Below are 15,537 nucleotides of genomic sequence, written 5' to 3'. Positions count from 1 at the left end.
TCTCGGACCGTGCGGGGCGCGGGCTCCGCGGGCTTCAGGCGATGTGGGCTCCCAGGCGCACTCCCGGGTCCCCGGACTCGTACCGCGCGAGCATCGCCGTGGCCGGGCACTCCCGGGCCGCCCACCGCTTCCGCAGCCCGACGAGCCGGTCCAGGTCCTCCGGCCGCTCCGCGAGCGCCCGCTCGGCGGCGTCGATCAGCTCGCCGGTGCGGGCGTGCACCTCCGGGTCCCGGAGCCCGGCGATCGCGACCTGCCGGTGCACGGCCGCGTCCGGGGTGATCCGGCGGCCGAGCAGCGTGTCGTCCAGGAGCAGGCCGGTGAGCAGGCTGAGCAGCTCGCCGTAGAGCGCGGGGTCGGCGCACGCGTCGAAGGCCTTGAACTCGATGCGGCCGATCTCCGCGGGCAGCCGCGCGACCTGCGTCAATGACGGGTCCGACCCGACCTGCCCCTCGGCGCCGGCGAGGAACGCCATCGCGGCGGGCCGGGCTCCGGTACGGATCGCCGTCCGCGCGGACAGCCCGCCCCACGGCCGCCCGTCCCGGAACGGCGAGGAGAACGACAGCGGCACGAGGAACGGGCTGTAGAAGGTGAGCTTCGCGGCGGCGTCGACCAGCCCGGCCGCGTCCATGTCCGGGAAGGAGAGGTTCAGGTCCGGCCCGTGGGTCACCATGTGCAGGTGCGCCGTGCGCTCCTCCGGCGAGCCGGTCCGGTGCACGCGTTCCCACTCGTTGAGCTCCGGGACGATCGGGTAGGCCGACCGGACGGGGTTGAAGCCGATCGCGAACGGCACCAGCCCGCGGGCCAGCGCCTCGACCTCCAGAGCGGCGACGTCCCGCTCGAGCGCGGCCACCGCGTCGTCGATCGAGGAGTGGATGCGGGTCCGCACCTCGATGCCCTTGGGGTCGCACCGGAGCAGCCGGCCGGCGTCGTCGAACCGCTCGAACCCCTCGACGTACCAGCGCTTGAGCTTGATCCCCTGGTCCCCGACGCGCAGGTCCGGGTAGTCCGCCGGGTCCTCGGGCAACGCGTCGACGATGTCCTGCAGCTCGGTGAACGTGGTGTTCGTGAAGTCCGCGAACGCCCCGTCCCCCCGCAGGAAGGCGAGCTCGTGCTCGATGCCGAACCGCACGCCGTCGGGATCTCCCGCCACGGCTCCTCCGCTCGGTGAAGTGCTGGATCACTCGGAAACTGGGCCTCGCCGCCGACGCCACCGGAGCGGGACGGCGGCGTCGCCGGAGAAAAGGCTAGCCTCACCGGAACCACGACGGGCCGTGTCCGAGGGAACAGGGTGAAAGGGGTTGACGCCGTGACGGATCGCGATCTCCTGCATGCGCTGCGTGAGCGCCGCTCGCGTCCCCGGCTGGTCGCGCCCGCCCCGGGACCCGGCGAGCTCACCGAGCTCCTCGCCGTCGCCGCCGGCGCACCCGACCACGGACGGCTGCGGCCCTGGCGGTTCGTCGTCGTCGACGAGTCCGCGCGCGGCCCGCTCGGCGAGGCGTTCGCCGCGGCCCACGCCGAGCGGGCGCCGGAGGCCACCCCGGAGCAGCTGGAGCACAGCCGGACCAAGCCGCTGCGGGCGCCGCTGGTCGTGGTGGTCGTGGCGTCGCCGGTGGCGCACGCGAAGGTCCCCCAGTGGGAGCAGCACGCGTCCGCCGCGGCCGTCGCGTACGGGCTCGTCCTGGCCGCGGACCTGGCCGGGTTCGGCGCGATCTGGCGGACGGGCTGGTACGGCGACGCCCCGAAGGTCCGCGCGCACCTGGGCCTGACCGCGGAGGAGACCGTCACGGGCTGGGTCTACCTCGGCACGCCGGCCGGTTCGGCCCCCGCCCCTCGCCCGAACCTCCCGCTCCCCGTCACGTACCTGCGCTGAACCGGACGCGACCGGTCGGCGGGTCGGCCTCGACGAGCCGGACCCCGACCGTCTCGCCCGCCTTCAGCGTGCCGTCGCAGCGGGCCATGACCGGCGGCTCAGGCAGGTAGACCTCGCCCGGCTCTGCCCGCAGCACGATCACCTCGACCTCCTCGCCAACCCGGTCCGCGAGCAGGCCGGCCTCGGTGCGGTCCATACAGGCGCGCTCGACCTGGCCCGCCCGTGCCTCCGAGGCCGAGAGGAGACCCGGCAACGTCGGGAGGGCGTCGAGCAGCCAGGGCGCCGGGTCCTCACCTGCCGCGATCGCCAGGCAGAGCTCGCTGCCGAACCGGTCGCCGAGCCGCCGCAACGGAGCCGTGACGTGCGCGTACGGCGCCCCGATGCCGCCGTGGCCGGAGTCCTCCGGCGGAGCCTGACCGGGCCCGAACCAGCTGTACCCCGCACCCCGTAGCAGCGACGTGGCTGCGCGGCGGAGGGCGAGCGCGAGGGCCGAGCCGTCCCCGAGCGCCGTCGAACGCAGTCCTGCCAAGACCTCCGCGGGAGCCGCACCCTCCGGCCACGCGACCCCGAGCCCCAGCGCGGTCCGGCGCAGCGCGGCGACGTCGGCGGGGTCCGGCACCGGCAACGTCCGCAGCAGGCCCACCCCCGCGTCGAGCATCATCCTGGCCGCACACATGCCGGTGAGCAGCGAGATCTCGGCGTTCCAGTCCTCTACGGCGCTCCGCCGCCGCACCTCGACGGTCCACCCGTCGCCGCTGCGGACGACCTCCTGCTCCGGCAGCTCCAGCTCGACCGCGCCGCGGCGGACGGCCAGCGCGCGCCGCAGCGGGCCCAGCTCCGGCAGGGCGGCCAAGGCGGCGGGCAGCGGGCAGCCGGCGTCGACGTCGGCCTGGACGCCCGCGTAGTCCAGCTGCACGCGGGAGCGGATCATCGCGCGTCGGACCTGCACGTCCCGGGCCTCGCCGGCCTCGTCGAGGGTGATCCGCCAGAGGACGGCCGGGCGGTCGCCGTCCGGCAGCAGGCTCGCCGCCCCCTCGGACAGCACCGGCGGGTGCAGCGGGACCGAGCCGTCCGGGAGGTAGAGCGTCTGCCCGCGGCGGCGGACCTCGGCGTCGAGCGCGCCCCCGGGTTCGACGACCGCACCCAGGTCCGCGATCGCGTAGTGCACGACGAAACCCCGCTCCGTGCGCGCGATCCCGACCGCCTGGTCCAGGTCCTTCGAGCCCGGCGGGTCGATCGTCACCAGCTCGACGTCCGTGGCGTCGACCCGGTCCGGACCCGCCGTGACCGGCTCGACGGCCGCCGCCTCGGCGAGGACGTCGGGTGGGAAGGCCGCGGGGAGGTCGAACTCGGCCCGGACGGCGGCGAAGTCGGGGCGGGCTGTTCGCGGGGTCACCACGGGCGAAGGATAGGAGCGCGGCCGGGCAACGGCACGGGCCGGAGATCACGCGCGCTACCGTGGGCCCGCCCCGGCCGCCCAACTCCGACCCCACGGAGCCCCCCGATGTCCGCCCAGCCCGTCGTCCGGCTCGTCTCGGCGGTCGTCGTCGCGCTCGCGCTCCTGCTCGGCCTCTACGTCGCGACGACCGGCACCACCGTCGCCGCTGCACCGGCGCGCCCGCCCACGGCCACCGCGGCCACCGCGGAGCCGCAGCCCGCCCGGTGGGCGCCGGTCGACCGGGCGGGTCCCGCGTTCTCCGTCCCGCAGGAACTGCTCGACGCGAGCCTGACCTGCACCCCGGCGGTCGACGGCGCGTCCGTCGACCCGGTCCTGCTGCTGTCCGGCACCGGCGCGGACCCGGACGAGGCCTTCGACTGGGGCGTCGAGCCCGTGCTCGCCACCGAGGACCTTCCGACCTGCGTGTCCGTTGCCCCCGACCACAACAACGCCGACATCGCGGTGCGCGGCGAGTACGTCGCGCACGCCGTGCGGGCGATCGCCGAGCGTTCCGGGCGGAAGGTCGCCGTCGTCGGGCACAGCCAGGGCGGCGTCGTGATCCGCTGGGCGCTGCGGTTCTGGCCGGACCTGCGCCCGCTGGTGTCCGACGTCGTCGCGCTCGGCCCGCCGACCGAGGGCGCGGCCCCCCTGGCGGCCGGCTGCACCGGCATCTGCAGCGCCGCGCAGTGGCAGCAGCGCGCGGGCTCGGAGTTCCTCGCGGCGCTCAACTCTGGACTGCGGACGTTCCCCGGGATCGACTACACGGTCGTCACCTCGGCCACGGACGACGTCGTCACCCCCACCCCGGCGGCCTCGGCGCTGCCGGTCGGCGAGCCCGGCGGCGGCGCGGTCGTCAACGTCGCGGTCCAGGAGCTCTGCCCCGGCCGCCCGGTGGACCACGTCGCCCTCGGCACGTCGGACGCGGTCGCGCTCGCCCTCGTCGTGGATGCGCTGCAGAATCCGGGACCGGCGGACGTCGCGCGCGCCGGGGCGCAGGGCTGCGGGCGGATCAGCGCCCGCGGGATCACCCGGGCCGAGCTGGCGGACGGGACGCAGCGCCTGGACGTGGCCGGCAGCCGGCCGACGACAGCGCTCCCGGCCGAACCCGGCCTCCCCTGCTACACCCACGCGACGGGCTGCTGATCGACCTCGGAAACAGAGTCGTCACCCTGCCCTCTGGACAACTGCCGCTCCGCGGGTCAGCCTTGACACACCGGTTCGCCGAACCAAGGGAGGCGTCATGAGGTTGGGCAGGAAGCTGGCGGAGGGTTTCGCCGTCGACCGGGAGGCCGAGCAGGCCGACCAGCCGCGCGTCCCCGAGGAGAAGGTCACCGTCCCGGTCGAGGTGACGGTCCTCGAAGAGGCCCCCGAGCCCGTTCGCCCCGCCCGGGTCTGACCCGGACCGCGCGATGGGCGGACTCTTCGCCCGCACGCCGCACGAGCATTCCGAGGAGCCGCTCCCGGGATTCAAGCTCGCGTATCCCATGCTGTCCGCGGACGGCACGGTGGCGGGCTACAGCGGGGTGACGCTCGGCCGGGCGCACGTCTACCGCACGGTGGACGACGCGGTGTGCGCGCACGGGTCCCGGCACGCGTGCCCGTCCCGGTGGTGCGACTGCGGGTTCTACTGCTTCCACGAGCTGTCCTCGGCCCGGGACCTGGCCTGCGAGCCGGACCACCGGGGCGCGGTGCTGCTCGAGGTCGCGGTGTCCGGACGCTACCGGCGCTACGAACGGGGGCTGCGCTACGCCCGGCAGCGGGTGCGCACGGTCCGGATCGGCCGCTGCGAGTGCGGCCGGGCCGCGGAGCTGCTCGCGGACTCCGGGGTGGGCAGCGTCGGCTGGCGCCGGCTCGTCCCGGTGTGCCCGGGCTGCGCGGCGCTGCGCCCGGTGATCACCCCCGAGGACTTCTCCCGGTTGGCCGGGGGCATCGACGTGCGGCTCGACGGCCCCATCCCCGGAATGCCCGTTCCCGGGGTCGCGGTCCGCCCCGACCCGGCGGCCGAACCGGCCCCCACGACCCGGGACGACGAGCCGGGGACGGTCGCGCTGCTCGCCGCCGAGGTCGCGCTGCTACAGGCCAGGCTGGACGAGGTCCAGTCCCGGCTGGACCGGCTCACCCGCGGCCCGGAGCACTGAGTCCGGGCCGGCTCCTAGAGCCAGGCGGGCATGACCGGGGGCTTGCTGCCGTCGTCCGTCTTCAGCGCGCGCGAACGACCGCGGCCGGAGACCCACGTCGCGAGGTCCGCCGTCGGGCCGGACACGGACACGAGGCCGTGCGCCTCCCCGGTGAACCACACCTGGTCGTGGTCCGTCGCGATCAGCCGCACCGCGGGCGTCTCGGGGCGCTCGGACAGCGACCGGGTGACGTCGGTGAGCAGCTCGCGCAGCATCGGCGCGGGGAAGTCCTCGAACGACGCGCCGACGTCCAGGTCCACCGAGTGGATCCACATCTCCCGCGCCCGCAGCCAGCCGATGCCCTGGACCGGCATCGGGTTGCCCCGCCCGTCGCGGACGGTGGCCCTCCACGCGTCCTTGGGCATGGCCTTCACCGCGACGGCGAGCCTGTCCGAGGTCGCCACGACGTCCTCGCGGATGACCGCGGCGTCACGCAGCGCACCGCTCTCGATGTCCGCGTCCCGCTGCTCGCGGGAGGCGTACATCGGCGTCTCCTTGCCGGTCTTCGCCCAGGTGAGGAGGTTGATCAGCGCATCGGCGTTGCGGGCGACGTGGGTCAGGACGTGCGCACGGCTCCACCCGGGCAGCGCCGACGGCTTGCGGAACGCCTCGTCGCCCATGCGCGTCATGAGCCCACGCAGGTGCGCCGCGCCGTCGCCGGCCCAGTCCAGGGTCTCCTTCAGCGTGCGGCTCACGTCGCCGAGCCCGCCCGCGCCTTCAGTCGGCAGGTGTTGCGGCACTCGCCGATCCCCGTGATCGATGTGACCAGCTCGGTTCCGTCGGTGAGGTAGCGCGGGGGCTTGCGGGCGTGCCCCACGCCGCCGGGCGTGCCGGTGGCGATGACGTCGCCGGGGTTGAGCGTGAGGATCGCGGAGAGGTACTTGACGAGCTCGACCGCGCCGAAGACCAGCTGGTCCGTGGTGGAGTCCTGCATGACCTCCCCGTCGAGGCTGCTGGAGATGGCCCAGCCGCCCTCGGGCAGTTCGTCCGGCGTCACCAGGACCGGGCCGAGCGGCGTCGAGTGCTCGAACGTCTTGCCCTGCAGGAACTGCTTGGTGCGGTTCTGGAAGTCCCGCATGCTCACGTCGTTGAGGATCGTGTAGCCGGCGATGGCGGCGGCCGCCGCCGCGTCGTCGGCGTCCCGGACCGGACGCCCGATGACGAGCGTGAGCTCGGCCTCGTAGTCCACCGCGGTCGAGATGGTGGGCAGCTCGATGTCGTCGTACGCGCCGACCAGCGCGGGGGCGAACTTCGCGAAGACCGTCGGGTACTCGGGGAGCTGATTGCCCATCTCGAGGACGTGGTCCCGGTAGTTCAGCCCGACGCAGATGATCTTCTCGGGCGAGGGCACCAGCGGGGCGTAGTCCAGGCCCTCGACCGGGTGCGTCGGGCCCGCCGCCGCGGCGGCGTGGGCGGCCCAGTCCCCGCGGGACAGCAGGGCACGCAGGTCCGCCTCGCCGGTCTCGACCGCCGCGTCCGCGTCCACGCGGACCGCCCGGGTCCCCACGGCCGTCCGGATCGTCGCCAGCCTCATCGCGTCCGCTCCACGCTCGTCCTCACCGTCACGGTAGGAGTCTGCGATATGCCCCGTCCGCCCCGATACCCGCCCCTCACGAGCGGCGACGGCGCTCCGGCGCCCGCCGCCACCCGCCGGGACGACCTCAGAGGCGGTAGACCTCCCGCTCGAAGTCCTGGTACAGCTGCATGGCCTCGGCCGGGATGAACGGCAGGAACTGGCTGTAGATCGCGCCGGTCACCCCGGAGGTCGGGTCGACCCAGTAGTGGCTGTTGAACACCCCGGCCCACGCCCCGCTGTAGGCGGCACGCAGGCCCGGCTCCTGGACGGTGTTGAGCAGCAGGCCGTGGCCCCACTTCATCCCGGGCGGCCCGTTCCACGGCCCGGAGACGGCGGGGTCGCCGGTCGGGATGTGGGTCGGGAAGTCCAGCGAGCCGATCTGGTTGGTGAACGCCTGCTCGACCGTCGACGCCTGCAGGATCTGTTCGCCGTCGAGCGTCCCGTTGTTGAGCAGCATCAGCTGGAAACGCAGGTAGTCCCGCGGGGTGGAGTAGAGGCCGTGGCCGCCGGCCCACCACTGCGGTGCCGTCGACCAGTCGACGTCCGTGGCGACCCAGTCGCCGTCCTCGCCCTTGATGTGGATCGCGGCGAGGTTGGCGCGGTCCGCCTCGCTCGGCGTGAACGACGTCCGGTTCATCCCGAGCGGGCCCAGGACGTGTTCGGCCAGGTAGTCCTTCAGGTTCTGCCCGCTGACCTCGCGGACGACCTCACCGAGCCAGTCCGTGTTGATCCCGTACTCGAACTTCGTCCCCGGGTCCGCGATCAGCGGGGCGGTGAAGATCGCCTTGTCCCCGGTGAGCACGTTCGGGGTCCCGGTGACCCGCTCCCACTCCACGATCTCCGGGTTCCAGAACCAGTAGCTCAGGCCGGTCGTGTGGGTGATCAGCTGCTTGACCGTGGCGCGGGCGCCGGCGGGGCGGTACTTGGGGGTGTCGCCGTCGAAACCCTCGAGGACCTGCAGGTCCGCGAACTGCGGGAGGATCGTGTCGATCGGCGCCTCGAGCTCGAGGTTCCCCTGCTCGACCTGCTGCAGGGCGGCCGTCGTGGCGACCATCTTGGTCATGGACGCGATCCGGAAGTGCGTGTCGACGCCCGCCGGCTCGTCCGAGCCGGCCGAGCGCGGCCCGGCGCCGCCCTCGTAGAGGATGTTTCCGTCCCGGTCCGCCGCGATCGCGACGGCCTGGGGAACCGATCCGGCCGCGACCGCGTCCTGGAGTGCCTGGTCGATGGCTGAGCTCATGGGGGCTGCTCCTTCTGGCAACGCTGCCAGTCCGATGTGATTCGACGCACAGCCTTCCGACAGGGGGCGGCCACGGCAACCGGTCCCCTCCGAACGGGCAGGGTGCGGCTTCGCCGCCCGTGCGCGGATAACGTTGTTCCGACGACGTTTTCCGCGCACGAGCGCCGAGACCGGATCAGATCGCCCCGGCCTCCTCGGTGCTGTCGCCACCCCGCCGCGGCAGGTCGTCGAAGATCGCTGGCGGCTCGCGCCACGGGTCCTCACCCCCCGCCCGGATCGCCCGCCAGATCCGCTCCGGCGTACACGGCAGGTCGATGTGCCGCACCCCGAACGGCCGCAGCGCGTCGACGATCGCGTTCTGCACCGCGGGCGTCGACCCGATGGTCGCGGACTCACCGATCCCCTTCGCGCCCAGCGGGTTCATGTGGGTCGGGGTCTCGGTGGTCGCGGCCTCGAACGGGAACAGGTCCGCGGCGGTCGGGACGTGGTAGTCCGCGAGCGTCGAGGTCAGGGGCTGCCCGTCCGCGTCGTAGACGACCTCCTCGTAGAGCGCCTGCGCGATGCCCTGGGCCAGCCCGCCGTGCTGCTGGCCCTCGACGAGCAGCGGGTTGAGGATCCGCCCGCAGTCGTCGACGGCGAGGTGTCGGCGCGGGCTGACCCGCCCGGTCTCGGTGTCGACCTCTACGACGGACACGTGCGCGCCGAACGGGAACGTCGCGCCGTCCTGGGTGGCGTCGAGGCCCGCGAAGAGCGTCTGCCCGGCCGCCTCGGCCCCGCTCGCGATCTGCTGCCAGGTGACCGTGGGCGTCGGCACCCCGGTGACGCCGAACTCGCCGCCGTCGGTGAGCTCGACGTCGTCGACGCTCGCCTCGAGCATCGCCGCCGCCCGGTTCCGGGCCTGGTCCAGCACGTCGGTCGCGGCCTTGTCGACGGCCGAGCCGCCCATCTGCAGCGACCGCGAACCGCCTGTGCCGCCGCCGCGCGGGACCGTCGCGGTGTCGGACTGCGCGTAGCTGATCCTGTCCATGGGGATGCCGAGGCGGTCCGACACGAGCATCGCGAACGACGTCGCGTGGCCCTGGCCGTGCGCGGACGTCCCGGCCGAGACGGTCGCGGTGCCGTCGGCGTGCACGTGCACCGAGCCGTACTCGCTGCCGCCGCCACCGGCGGTGATCTCCACGTAGACGGCGATCCCGATGCCGAGCTGCACCGGGTCCTGCGCCTCGCGCCGGGACTGCTGCTCCTCCCGGAGCTTCTCGTAGTCCGCGAGGCGCAGCGCCTCGCGCAGCGGCAGGTCGTAGTCCCCGACGTCGTAGGCCGCGCCGACCGGCGTGGTCAGCGGGAACGCGGACGGGTCCAGGAAGTTCCGCCGGCGAAGCTCCACCGGGTCCATGTTCAGCTCGACGGCCGCGATGTCCACCAGCCGCTCGAGGTGCGCCGCCGCCTCCGGGCGTCCGGCGCCGCGGAACGCGCCGACGGGCGTGGTGTTGGTCAGGGCCGACGCCGCGTCGTAGCCGACCTTCGGGATGGCGTAGACGCCCGGCGCCATCACGTACGTCATGTGCAGCGGCAGCGCGCCGCCGAACCCGGCGTAGGCGCCGGCGTCCCCGACGACGCGGCAGCGCAGCCCGGTCATCATCCCGTCCCGGGTCAGCCCGAGCTCGTAGTACCCGACCTGCGAGCGGCCGTGCGGCATCGAGACGAGGTTCTCCGAGCGGGTCTCCACCCAGGCCAGCGGGCGGCCCAGTCGGCGCGACGCCCCGACGACGGCGGTGTGCTCGGCGAGCACCCCGGCCTTGCCGCCGAAGGCGCCGCCGACGTGCGGGGCGATCACCCGGACCGTCGCGGCGTCGAGGCCGAGGATGCCGGCGAGCTGCGCCCGGAAGCCGTGCGGCATCTGCGTCGAGACGTGGATGAGCAGGTCGTGATTCGCATCGCCCCGCGGGTCGACGACGATCGCGTTGCCCTCCATCGGGACCACGGCGAGGCGCTGGTTCACCATCCGCGCGCGGACGACGACCTCCGCCCCGTCGAGTGCGGCGGCGCTGTTGCCGTCGCGGAGCCCGGCGGCGAGGTTGGACCCCTGCTCCGGGAACTGCAGCTCGGCGTCGGGCGCGAAGGCCTCCTCCGGGTCGACGACGGCGGGCAGCGGGTCGTAGTCCACCTCCACCAGCTCGGCGGCGTCGACGGCCGCGGCCTTGCTCTCCGCGACGACCATCGCCACCGCCTCACCGACGAAACGGACGCGGTCCGTCGCGAGCGGGGGACGGGGCAGGTCCGGGTTGAGGACCATCAGGCCGTGGTGCGCCGGCAGGCCCAGGTCTGCGGCGGTGTAGACCGCGACGACACCGTCGGCCGCAGCGGCGTCCGCCGTCTCGATGCCCGTCACCAGGCCGTGCGCCAGCGGGGAGCGCACGAAGGCCACGTGCAGCAGGCCGTCGATGCTGCCGTTCGCCGAGAGGTTGCCCACGTAGGTGGTGTTGCCGGTGATCAGGTCGGGGTCCTCGACGCGGCGCACCGCGGTTCCGAGAATGGATCCACGCATGTGACTCACACTACTTCTGTACGCTCGTTCAGTCCCGCTGCTCGACACCAAGATTTCACCTCGGGACGAGTTGACCGGGCCAGGTACGTACGACAGGGTCGCTTCACCCCTTCCTCGCACCGGCGGGTCCTGCCCGCGCGGTGCGTTCCCCGGGAGGTCGGACCGGACGGGGGTCGGTCCGGCCTCCCGACCACATCGCGCCTCCCGTGCCCGCCGCACACATCACGTCCGGGCCGCCCCGGGCCCGGGGTAGTTTCCTCCCATGCCCGAGTTCCACCACACCGACGTGCTGCCGCTCGGCCCCGACGCCACCGAGTACCGCGAGCTCGACCTGCCCGCGGGAAAGGTCGTGGAAGCGGCCGGCCGGACGTTCCTCGAGATCGACCCCGCCACCATCACCGGCCTGGTCCGCGAGGCCGTCAAGGACATCCAGCACCACCTCCGCCCGTCCCACCTCGCCCAGCTCCGCGCGATCATCGACGATCCCGAGGCCTCGGGGAACGACCGTTTCGTCGCCACGGACCTGCTGCGCAACGCCTGTGTCTCGGCCGGCGGCGTGCTGCCGATGTGCCAGGACACCGGCACCGCGATCGTCGTCGGCAAGCGCACCGAGACCGTCCTGACCGGCGGGAACGACGAGGAGGCCGTGTCCCGCGGCATCTTCGAGGCCTACGACCAGCTGAACCTGCGGTACTCCCAGATGGCGCCGCTCTCGTTCTGGGACGAGAAGAACACCGGCACCAACCTGCCGGCGCAGGTGGAGCTGTACTCCGTGCCCGGGCAGAAGCCCAGGTACGAGTTCCTGGTGATGGCCAAGGGCGGCGGCTCGGCCAACAAGACCTTCCTCTACCAGGAGACGAAGGCGCTGCTGAACCCGAAGAAGCTCGCCGCGTTCCTGGACGAGAAGCTCCGCTCGCTCGGCACCGCCGCGTGCCCGCCGTACCACCTGGCCGTCGTCGTCGGGGGGATGTCCGCGGAGTACACGCTCAAGGTCGCGAAGCTCGCGTCCGCGCGGTACCTGGACACCCTGCCGACCGAGGGCTCCGAGCTCGGGCACGCGGTCCGGGACACCGACCTGGAGCAGCAGGTCCTCGAGTTGACCCGCAACTTCGGCATCGGCGCCCAGTTCGGCGGCAAGTACTTCTGCCACGACGTGCGGGTCATCCGGCTGCCTCGGCACGGGGCGTCGCTGCCGGTGGGGATCGCGGTGTCCTGCTCGGCGGACCGCCAGGCGAAGGCGAAGATCACCGCCGAGGGCGTGTTCGTGGAGCAGCTCGAGCGGGACCCGGCACGGTTCCTGCCGGACGTCACCGAGGAGCACCTGGACTCGGCCGACGCCGAGGTCGTGCGGATCGACCTGAACCGGCCGATGTCGGAGATCCGCGCCCAGCTCTCGCAGCTGCCGGTCAAGACCCGGGTGTCGCTGTCCGGGCCGCTCGTCGTCGCCCGGGACATCGCACACGCGAAGATCGCCGAGCGACTGGACGCGGGCGAGCCGATGCCGCAGTACCTCCGCGACCACCCGGTCTACTACGCCGGTCCCGCGAAGACCCCCGACGGCTACGCCTCCGGCTCCTTCGGTCCGACGACCGCGGGCCGGATGGACTCCTACGTCGCGCAGTTCCAGGCGGCGGGCGGCTCGCTCGTGATGCTGGCGAAGGGGAACCGCTCGAAGCAGGTCACCGAGTCCTGCGCGGCGCACGGGGGCTTCTACCTGGGCTCCATCGGCGGCCCGGCCGCCCGGCTGGCGCAGGACTGCATCCGCAAGGTCGATGTGCTCGAGTACGCGGAGCTCGGCATGGAGGCGGTCTGGAAGATCGAGGTCGAGGACTTCCCGGCGTTCGTCGTCGTCGACGACAAGGGCAACGACTTCTTCGCGAACACCAGCCAGCCCACCCTCCAGGTCGGCTTCCGCCGCTGACGCCCCGGACCGCGTCGTGGCTCCACGACGCGGTCCGGCGGGGGTTCAGCTCAGGCGCCGCGGGCCCGCGTCGTCCCGGGTCGGGGGCGGTCCCAGGACGACCCGGGCGCCGGTCACGAAGGCGCCCTCCGGGCTGGCCAGGACGGGGTCCAGGGCCAGCGAGCGGACCTCCGGGAGCTCCTCGGCGATCTTCCCGACCCGCAGCGCCAGATCCTCCAGCGCGTCGAGGCGGACGGGCTCGCTGCCCCGGTAGCCGGTGAGCAGCGGGGCCGCCCGCGGCGCCCGGACCAGGCTGGCGGCGTCCTCGGTCGACAGCGGAACGACCCGGAACGCCCGGTCCTCCAGCAGCTGCGTCGCCATCCCGGAGAGCCCGAACGACACGAGCGAGCCGAACGACGGGTCCTCCACCACCTCGAGCACGCACGACGGCCCCTTGGGCGCCATCCGCTGCACGTAGACCTCGTCCCCGCCGGTGAGCCGGGACAGGTCGTCGAACGCGCGGCGCACCCCGGCCGCGGAGCCCAGGTCCAGCCGGACCCCGACGAGGTCCGTCCGGTGCCGCCACCGGTCCCCCACCGCCTTGAGCGCGATCGGGTAGCCGAGCTCGTCCGCCGCGGCGACCGCGGCGTCCGCGCCCCGCACCTTGCGGAAGGCGGTGACCTGGATGCCGAAGCACGCCAGCAGCTCGACCGCCTCCTCGTCGGTGAGCGCGCGGGTCTCGTCCGACCCCAGCCGGATGACGAGCTCCCGGGCCCGGTCGGTGTCGATGCCGTCGGGCGTCACGAACTCCCCGACCGGCATCGAGCGCCACTCGGCGTAGCGCGCCACCCGGGCCAGGGCCACGACGGCGCGCTCGGGGCTGGCGTAACTGGGCACCGACCCAGGCCCGGGCGAACCGTCCGGGAGCGGTGCGGCCAGCTCGTCCGGGACGCCCTCGACCGCGAGGAACACCGCGGCGACCGGCTTTCCCGTGTCCGCGACGGCCTCGCGCAGCGCGCGGGCGTAGGCGGCCCCGGGCGTCGCGATCGGCGGGACGAACACGACGACGAGGGAGTCCGCCTCGTCCGCGCCCTCGGCCCCCATCGCCTTGGTCACCGCAGCGGCCAGCTCGCCCGGGGTGGCTGCGGCACCGACGTCGACGGGATCCCCCGCGACCGTCATGTCCTCGTCCAGCAGGCCGTCGGTGACCAGCACGTTCAGCGCCGTCGAGTTCCCGACGACCGCGACCCGCCGGCCCCGCGGCAGCGGCTGGTAGGACAGCAGCAGCGCGGTGTCGAAGAGCTCGGACAGGGTGTCGACCCGGATCACGCCGGACTGCTCGAACAGGGCACGCACGCTGGCGTCGTCGATCGGGACGGAGCGGGCCCGCAGCCGCGTCGGCGACGAGTACCGCCCGCTCTTCACCGCGACCACCGGTTTGGTCCGCGCGAGCCGCCGGGCGAGCCGGCCGAACTTGCGCGGGTTGCCGAAGGTCTCCAGGTAGAGCAGCACGACGTCCGTCGCCGAGTCCGTCTGCCAGTACTGCAGCAGGTCGTTGCCGGAGACGTCCGCCCGGTTGCCGGCGGAGACGAACGTCGAGAGCCCCAGCCCGCGGTCCTTCGCGCTCGCGAGGATGGCCGTGCCGAGCGCGCCGGACTGGCAGAAGAACCCCACCCGGCCGCGCCCGGGCAGGTCCGGGGCCAGGGTGGCGTTGAGCCGCACGTCGTCGGAGAGGTTCGCGACGCCGAGGGCGTTCGGGCCGATCACCCGCATGCCGTGCGCCCGGGCCTCCGCGACGAGCTTGCGCTCGGCGTCCGTACCGCTGTCCCCGGCGTCCGCGAACCCCGAGCTGACCACGAGGAGCGCCTTGACGCCCTTCTCCAGGCAGGAGTCCATGACCTCGTCGATCCCCGAGGCCGGGACCGCGACCACCGCGAGGTCGACGTGGTCCGGGATGTCGGTGACCGAGCCGTAGGCCCGGACCCCGCGGACGGAGCGCGCCTCCGGGTTCACCGGGTAGACGGGCCCGGTGAAGTTGGCGCGCAACAGGTTCGACAGCACGGCGTGGCCGATCTTCGACTCGTCCGTGGACGCCCCGATGACCGCGACGGAGGTCGGGTGCAGCACGTTCGCGACGCTGCGCGCCTCGGCGGCCTGTTCCCGGGAGTCCCGCACGGCGAGCGACTTCGCGGTGGCCTCGATGTCGAACTCGAGGTGCAGCACACCCTCGGCGAAGGCGCGGCTGACCTGGTAGCCGGCGTCCCGGAAGACGCGCACCATCTGGTGGTTCTCCACCAGCACCTCGGCCTCGAAACGCGACAGCCCGTTCTCCCGGGCGGCCGCGGCCAGGTGTTCGAGCAGGATCGAGCCGAGCCCCCGGCCCTGGTGGTCGTCCCGCACGACGAAGGCCACCTCGGCGGAGACGACCGGCTCGGAGTCCCCGAGGCCCTCGTACCGGCCGACGGCGATGATCTCGTCGCCGAGCAGGGCGATCAGCGCGACCCGTTTGCGGTGGTCGACGTTGGTGAAACGCTCCAGGTCCCGCGGGGAGATCCGCGGGTAGGGGCCGAAGTAGCGCAGGTAGCGGGTGCGGTCCGAGAGCTGCTTGTGGAACGCGGTGATGTGTTCCGCGTCCGTGGGCAGGATCGGCCGCAGGTGCACGATGCCGCCGTCCGAGGCGACGACGTCCGCCTCCCAGTGCCGGGGGTAACCGGCGGGGGCGTCCTCGGGAACCTCCGGCGCGGCCGGGGTGCCGGCCTGGTCGGGATCCGTCTCGTTCGTGTCCGGCATG

The 15,537-nt window shown here is 73.7% G+C and carries 12 protein-coding genes; 5 read left to right on the top strand and 7 right to left on the bottom strand.

Annotation, left to right across the window (positions count from 1 at the left end; all coding sequences use genetic code 11):
- Positions 1–34: 34 nt before the first annotated feature.
- On the bottom strand, positions 35–1,150 hold the full coding sequence (locus JWP64_RS25370; RefSeq protein ID WP_297502083.1) for a glutamate-cysteine ligase family protein: 1,116 nt from the start codon (positions 1,148–1,150) through the stop codon (positions 35–37).
- Positions 1,151–1,306: 156 nt separating this feature from the next.
- Here JWP64_RS25370 and JWP64_RS25365 point away from each other — a divergent pair, with 156 nt between their 5' ends.
- Positions 1,307–1,870 carry a nitroreductase gene (locus JWP64_RS25365; protein ID WP_297502079.1) on the top strand — a complete coding sequence of 188 codons (564 nt, stop codon included), beginning with the start codon at positions 1,307–1,309 and terminating at the stop codon, positions 1,868–1,870.
- On the opposite strand, the gene JWP64_RS25360 is transcribed toward JWP64_RS25365, so the two are convergent.
- The gene (locus JWP64_RS25360; RefSeq protein WP_297502076.1) at positions 1,854–3,269 is read right to left on the bottom strand and encodes an RNB domain-containing ribonuclease; all 1,416 of its coding nucleotides are present in this window, start codon (positions 3,267–3,269) and stop codon (positions 1,854–1,856) included. The two genes, JWP64_RS25365 and JWP64_RS25360, sit on opposite strands and share 17 nt — an antisense overlap.
- Positions 3,270–3,374: 105 nt before the next feature.
- Between JWP64_RS25360 and JWP64_RS25355 the strand changes: the two genes are divergently transcribed.
- The 3 genes from JWP64_RS25355 (at position 3,375) to JWP64_RS25345 (ending at position 5,446) form a co-directional block, all read left to right on the top strand.
- Positions 3,375–4,451 (top strand): lipase, encoded by a 1,077-nt coding sequence (locus JWP64_RS25355; RefSeq protein ID WP_297502074.1) that lies wholly within the window; start codon positions 3,375–3,377, stop codon positions 4,449–4,451.
- A gap of 97 nt (positions 4,452–4,548) precedes the next feature.
- On the top strand, positions 4,549–4,704 hold the full coding sequence (locus JWP64_RS25350; RefSeq protein WP_297502072.1) for a hypothetical protein: 156 nt from the start codon (positions 4,549–4,551) through the stop codon (positions 4,702–4,704).
- 13 nt (positions 4,705–4,717) lie between these two features.
- The gene (locus tag JWP64_RS25345; RefSeq protein ID WP_297502069.1) at positions 4,718–5,446 is read left to right on the top strand and encodes a hypothetical protein; all 729 of its coding nucleotides are present in this window, start codon (positions 4,718–4,720) and stop codon (positions 5,444–5,446) included.
- Between the two features lie 14 nt (positions 5,447–5,460).
- On the opposite strand, the gene JWP64_RS25340 is transcribed toward JWP64_RS25345, so the two are convergent.
- The 4 genes from JWP64_RS25340 to JWP64_RS25325 all read right to left on the bottom strand — a co-directional run bounded on the left by JWP64_RS25340 (position 5,461) and on the right by JWP64_RS25325 (position 10,846).
- Positions 5,461–6,180 carry a maleylpyruvate isomerase family mycothiol-dependent enzyme gene (locus tag JWP64_RS25340; protein WP_297502066.1) on the bottom strand — a complete coding sequence of 240 codons (720 nt, stop codon included), beginning with the start codon at positions 6,178–6,180 and terminating at the stop codon, positions 5,461–5,463.
- Entirely contained in the window at positions 6,177–7,019 is an 843-nt protein-coding gene (locus tag JWP64_RS25335; protein ID WP_297502063.1) for a fumarylacetoacetate hydrolase family protein, read from the bottom strand. The genes JWP64_RS25340 and JWP64_RS25335 overlap by 4 nt, the downstream gene beginning before the upstream one ends.
- A gap of 127 nt (positions 7,020–7,146) precedes the next feature.
- On the bottom strand, positions 7,147–8,301 hold the full coding sequence (locus JWP64_RS25330; protein WP_297502060.1) for a serine hydrolase domain-containing protein: 1,155 nt from the start codon (positions 8,299–8,301) through the stop codon (positions 7,147–7,149).
- 175 nt (positions 8,302–8,476) lie between these two features.
- A complete protein-coding gene (locus JWP64_RS25325) occupies positions 8,477–10,846 on the bottom strand; it encodes a xanthine dehydrogenase family protein molybdopterin-binding subunit (protein WP_297502057.1) in 2,370 nt (789 codons plus the stop codon).
- A 262-nt stretch (positions 10,847–11,108) separates the two neighbouring features.
- Here JWP64_RS25325 and JWP64_RS25320 point away from each other — a divergent pair, with 262 nt between their 5' ends.
- The gene (locus JWP64_RS25320; protein ID WP_297502054.1) at positions 11,109–12,767 is read left to right on the top strand and encodes a fumarate hydratase; all 1,659 of its coding nucleotides are present in this window, start codon (positions 11,109–11,111) and stop codon (positions 12,765–12,767) included.
- 45 nt (positions 12,768–12,812) lie between these two features.
- On the opposite strand, the gene JWP64_RS25315 is transcribed toward JWP64_RS25320, so the two are convergent.
- Positions 12,813–15,536 (bottom strand): bifunctional GNAT family N-acetyltransferase/acetate--CoA ligase family protein, encoded by a 2,724-nt coding sequence (locus tag JWP64_RS25315; RefSeq protein WP_297502051.1) that lies wholly within the window; start codon positions 15,534–15,536, stop codon positions 12,813–12,815.
- Between the last annotated feature and the right edge of the window lies 1 nt (position 15,537).

The sequence above is a fragment of the Pseudonocardia sp. genome (genome assembly GCF_025465255.1).
In the GTDB taxonomy this organism is placed as follows: domain Bacteria; phylum Actinomycetota; class Actinomycetes; order Mycobacteriales; family Pseudonocardiaceae; genus Pseudonocardia.
This window is presented reverse-complemented; position numbering and strand designations above follow the sequence as displayed.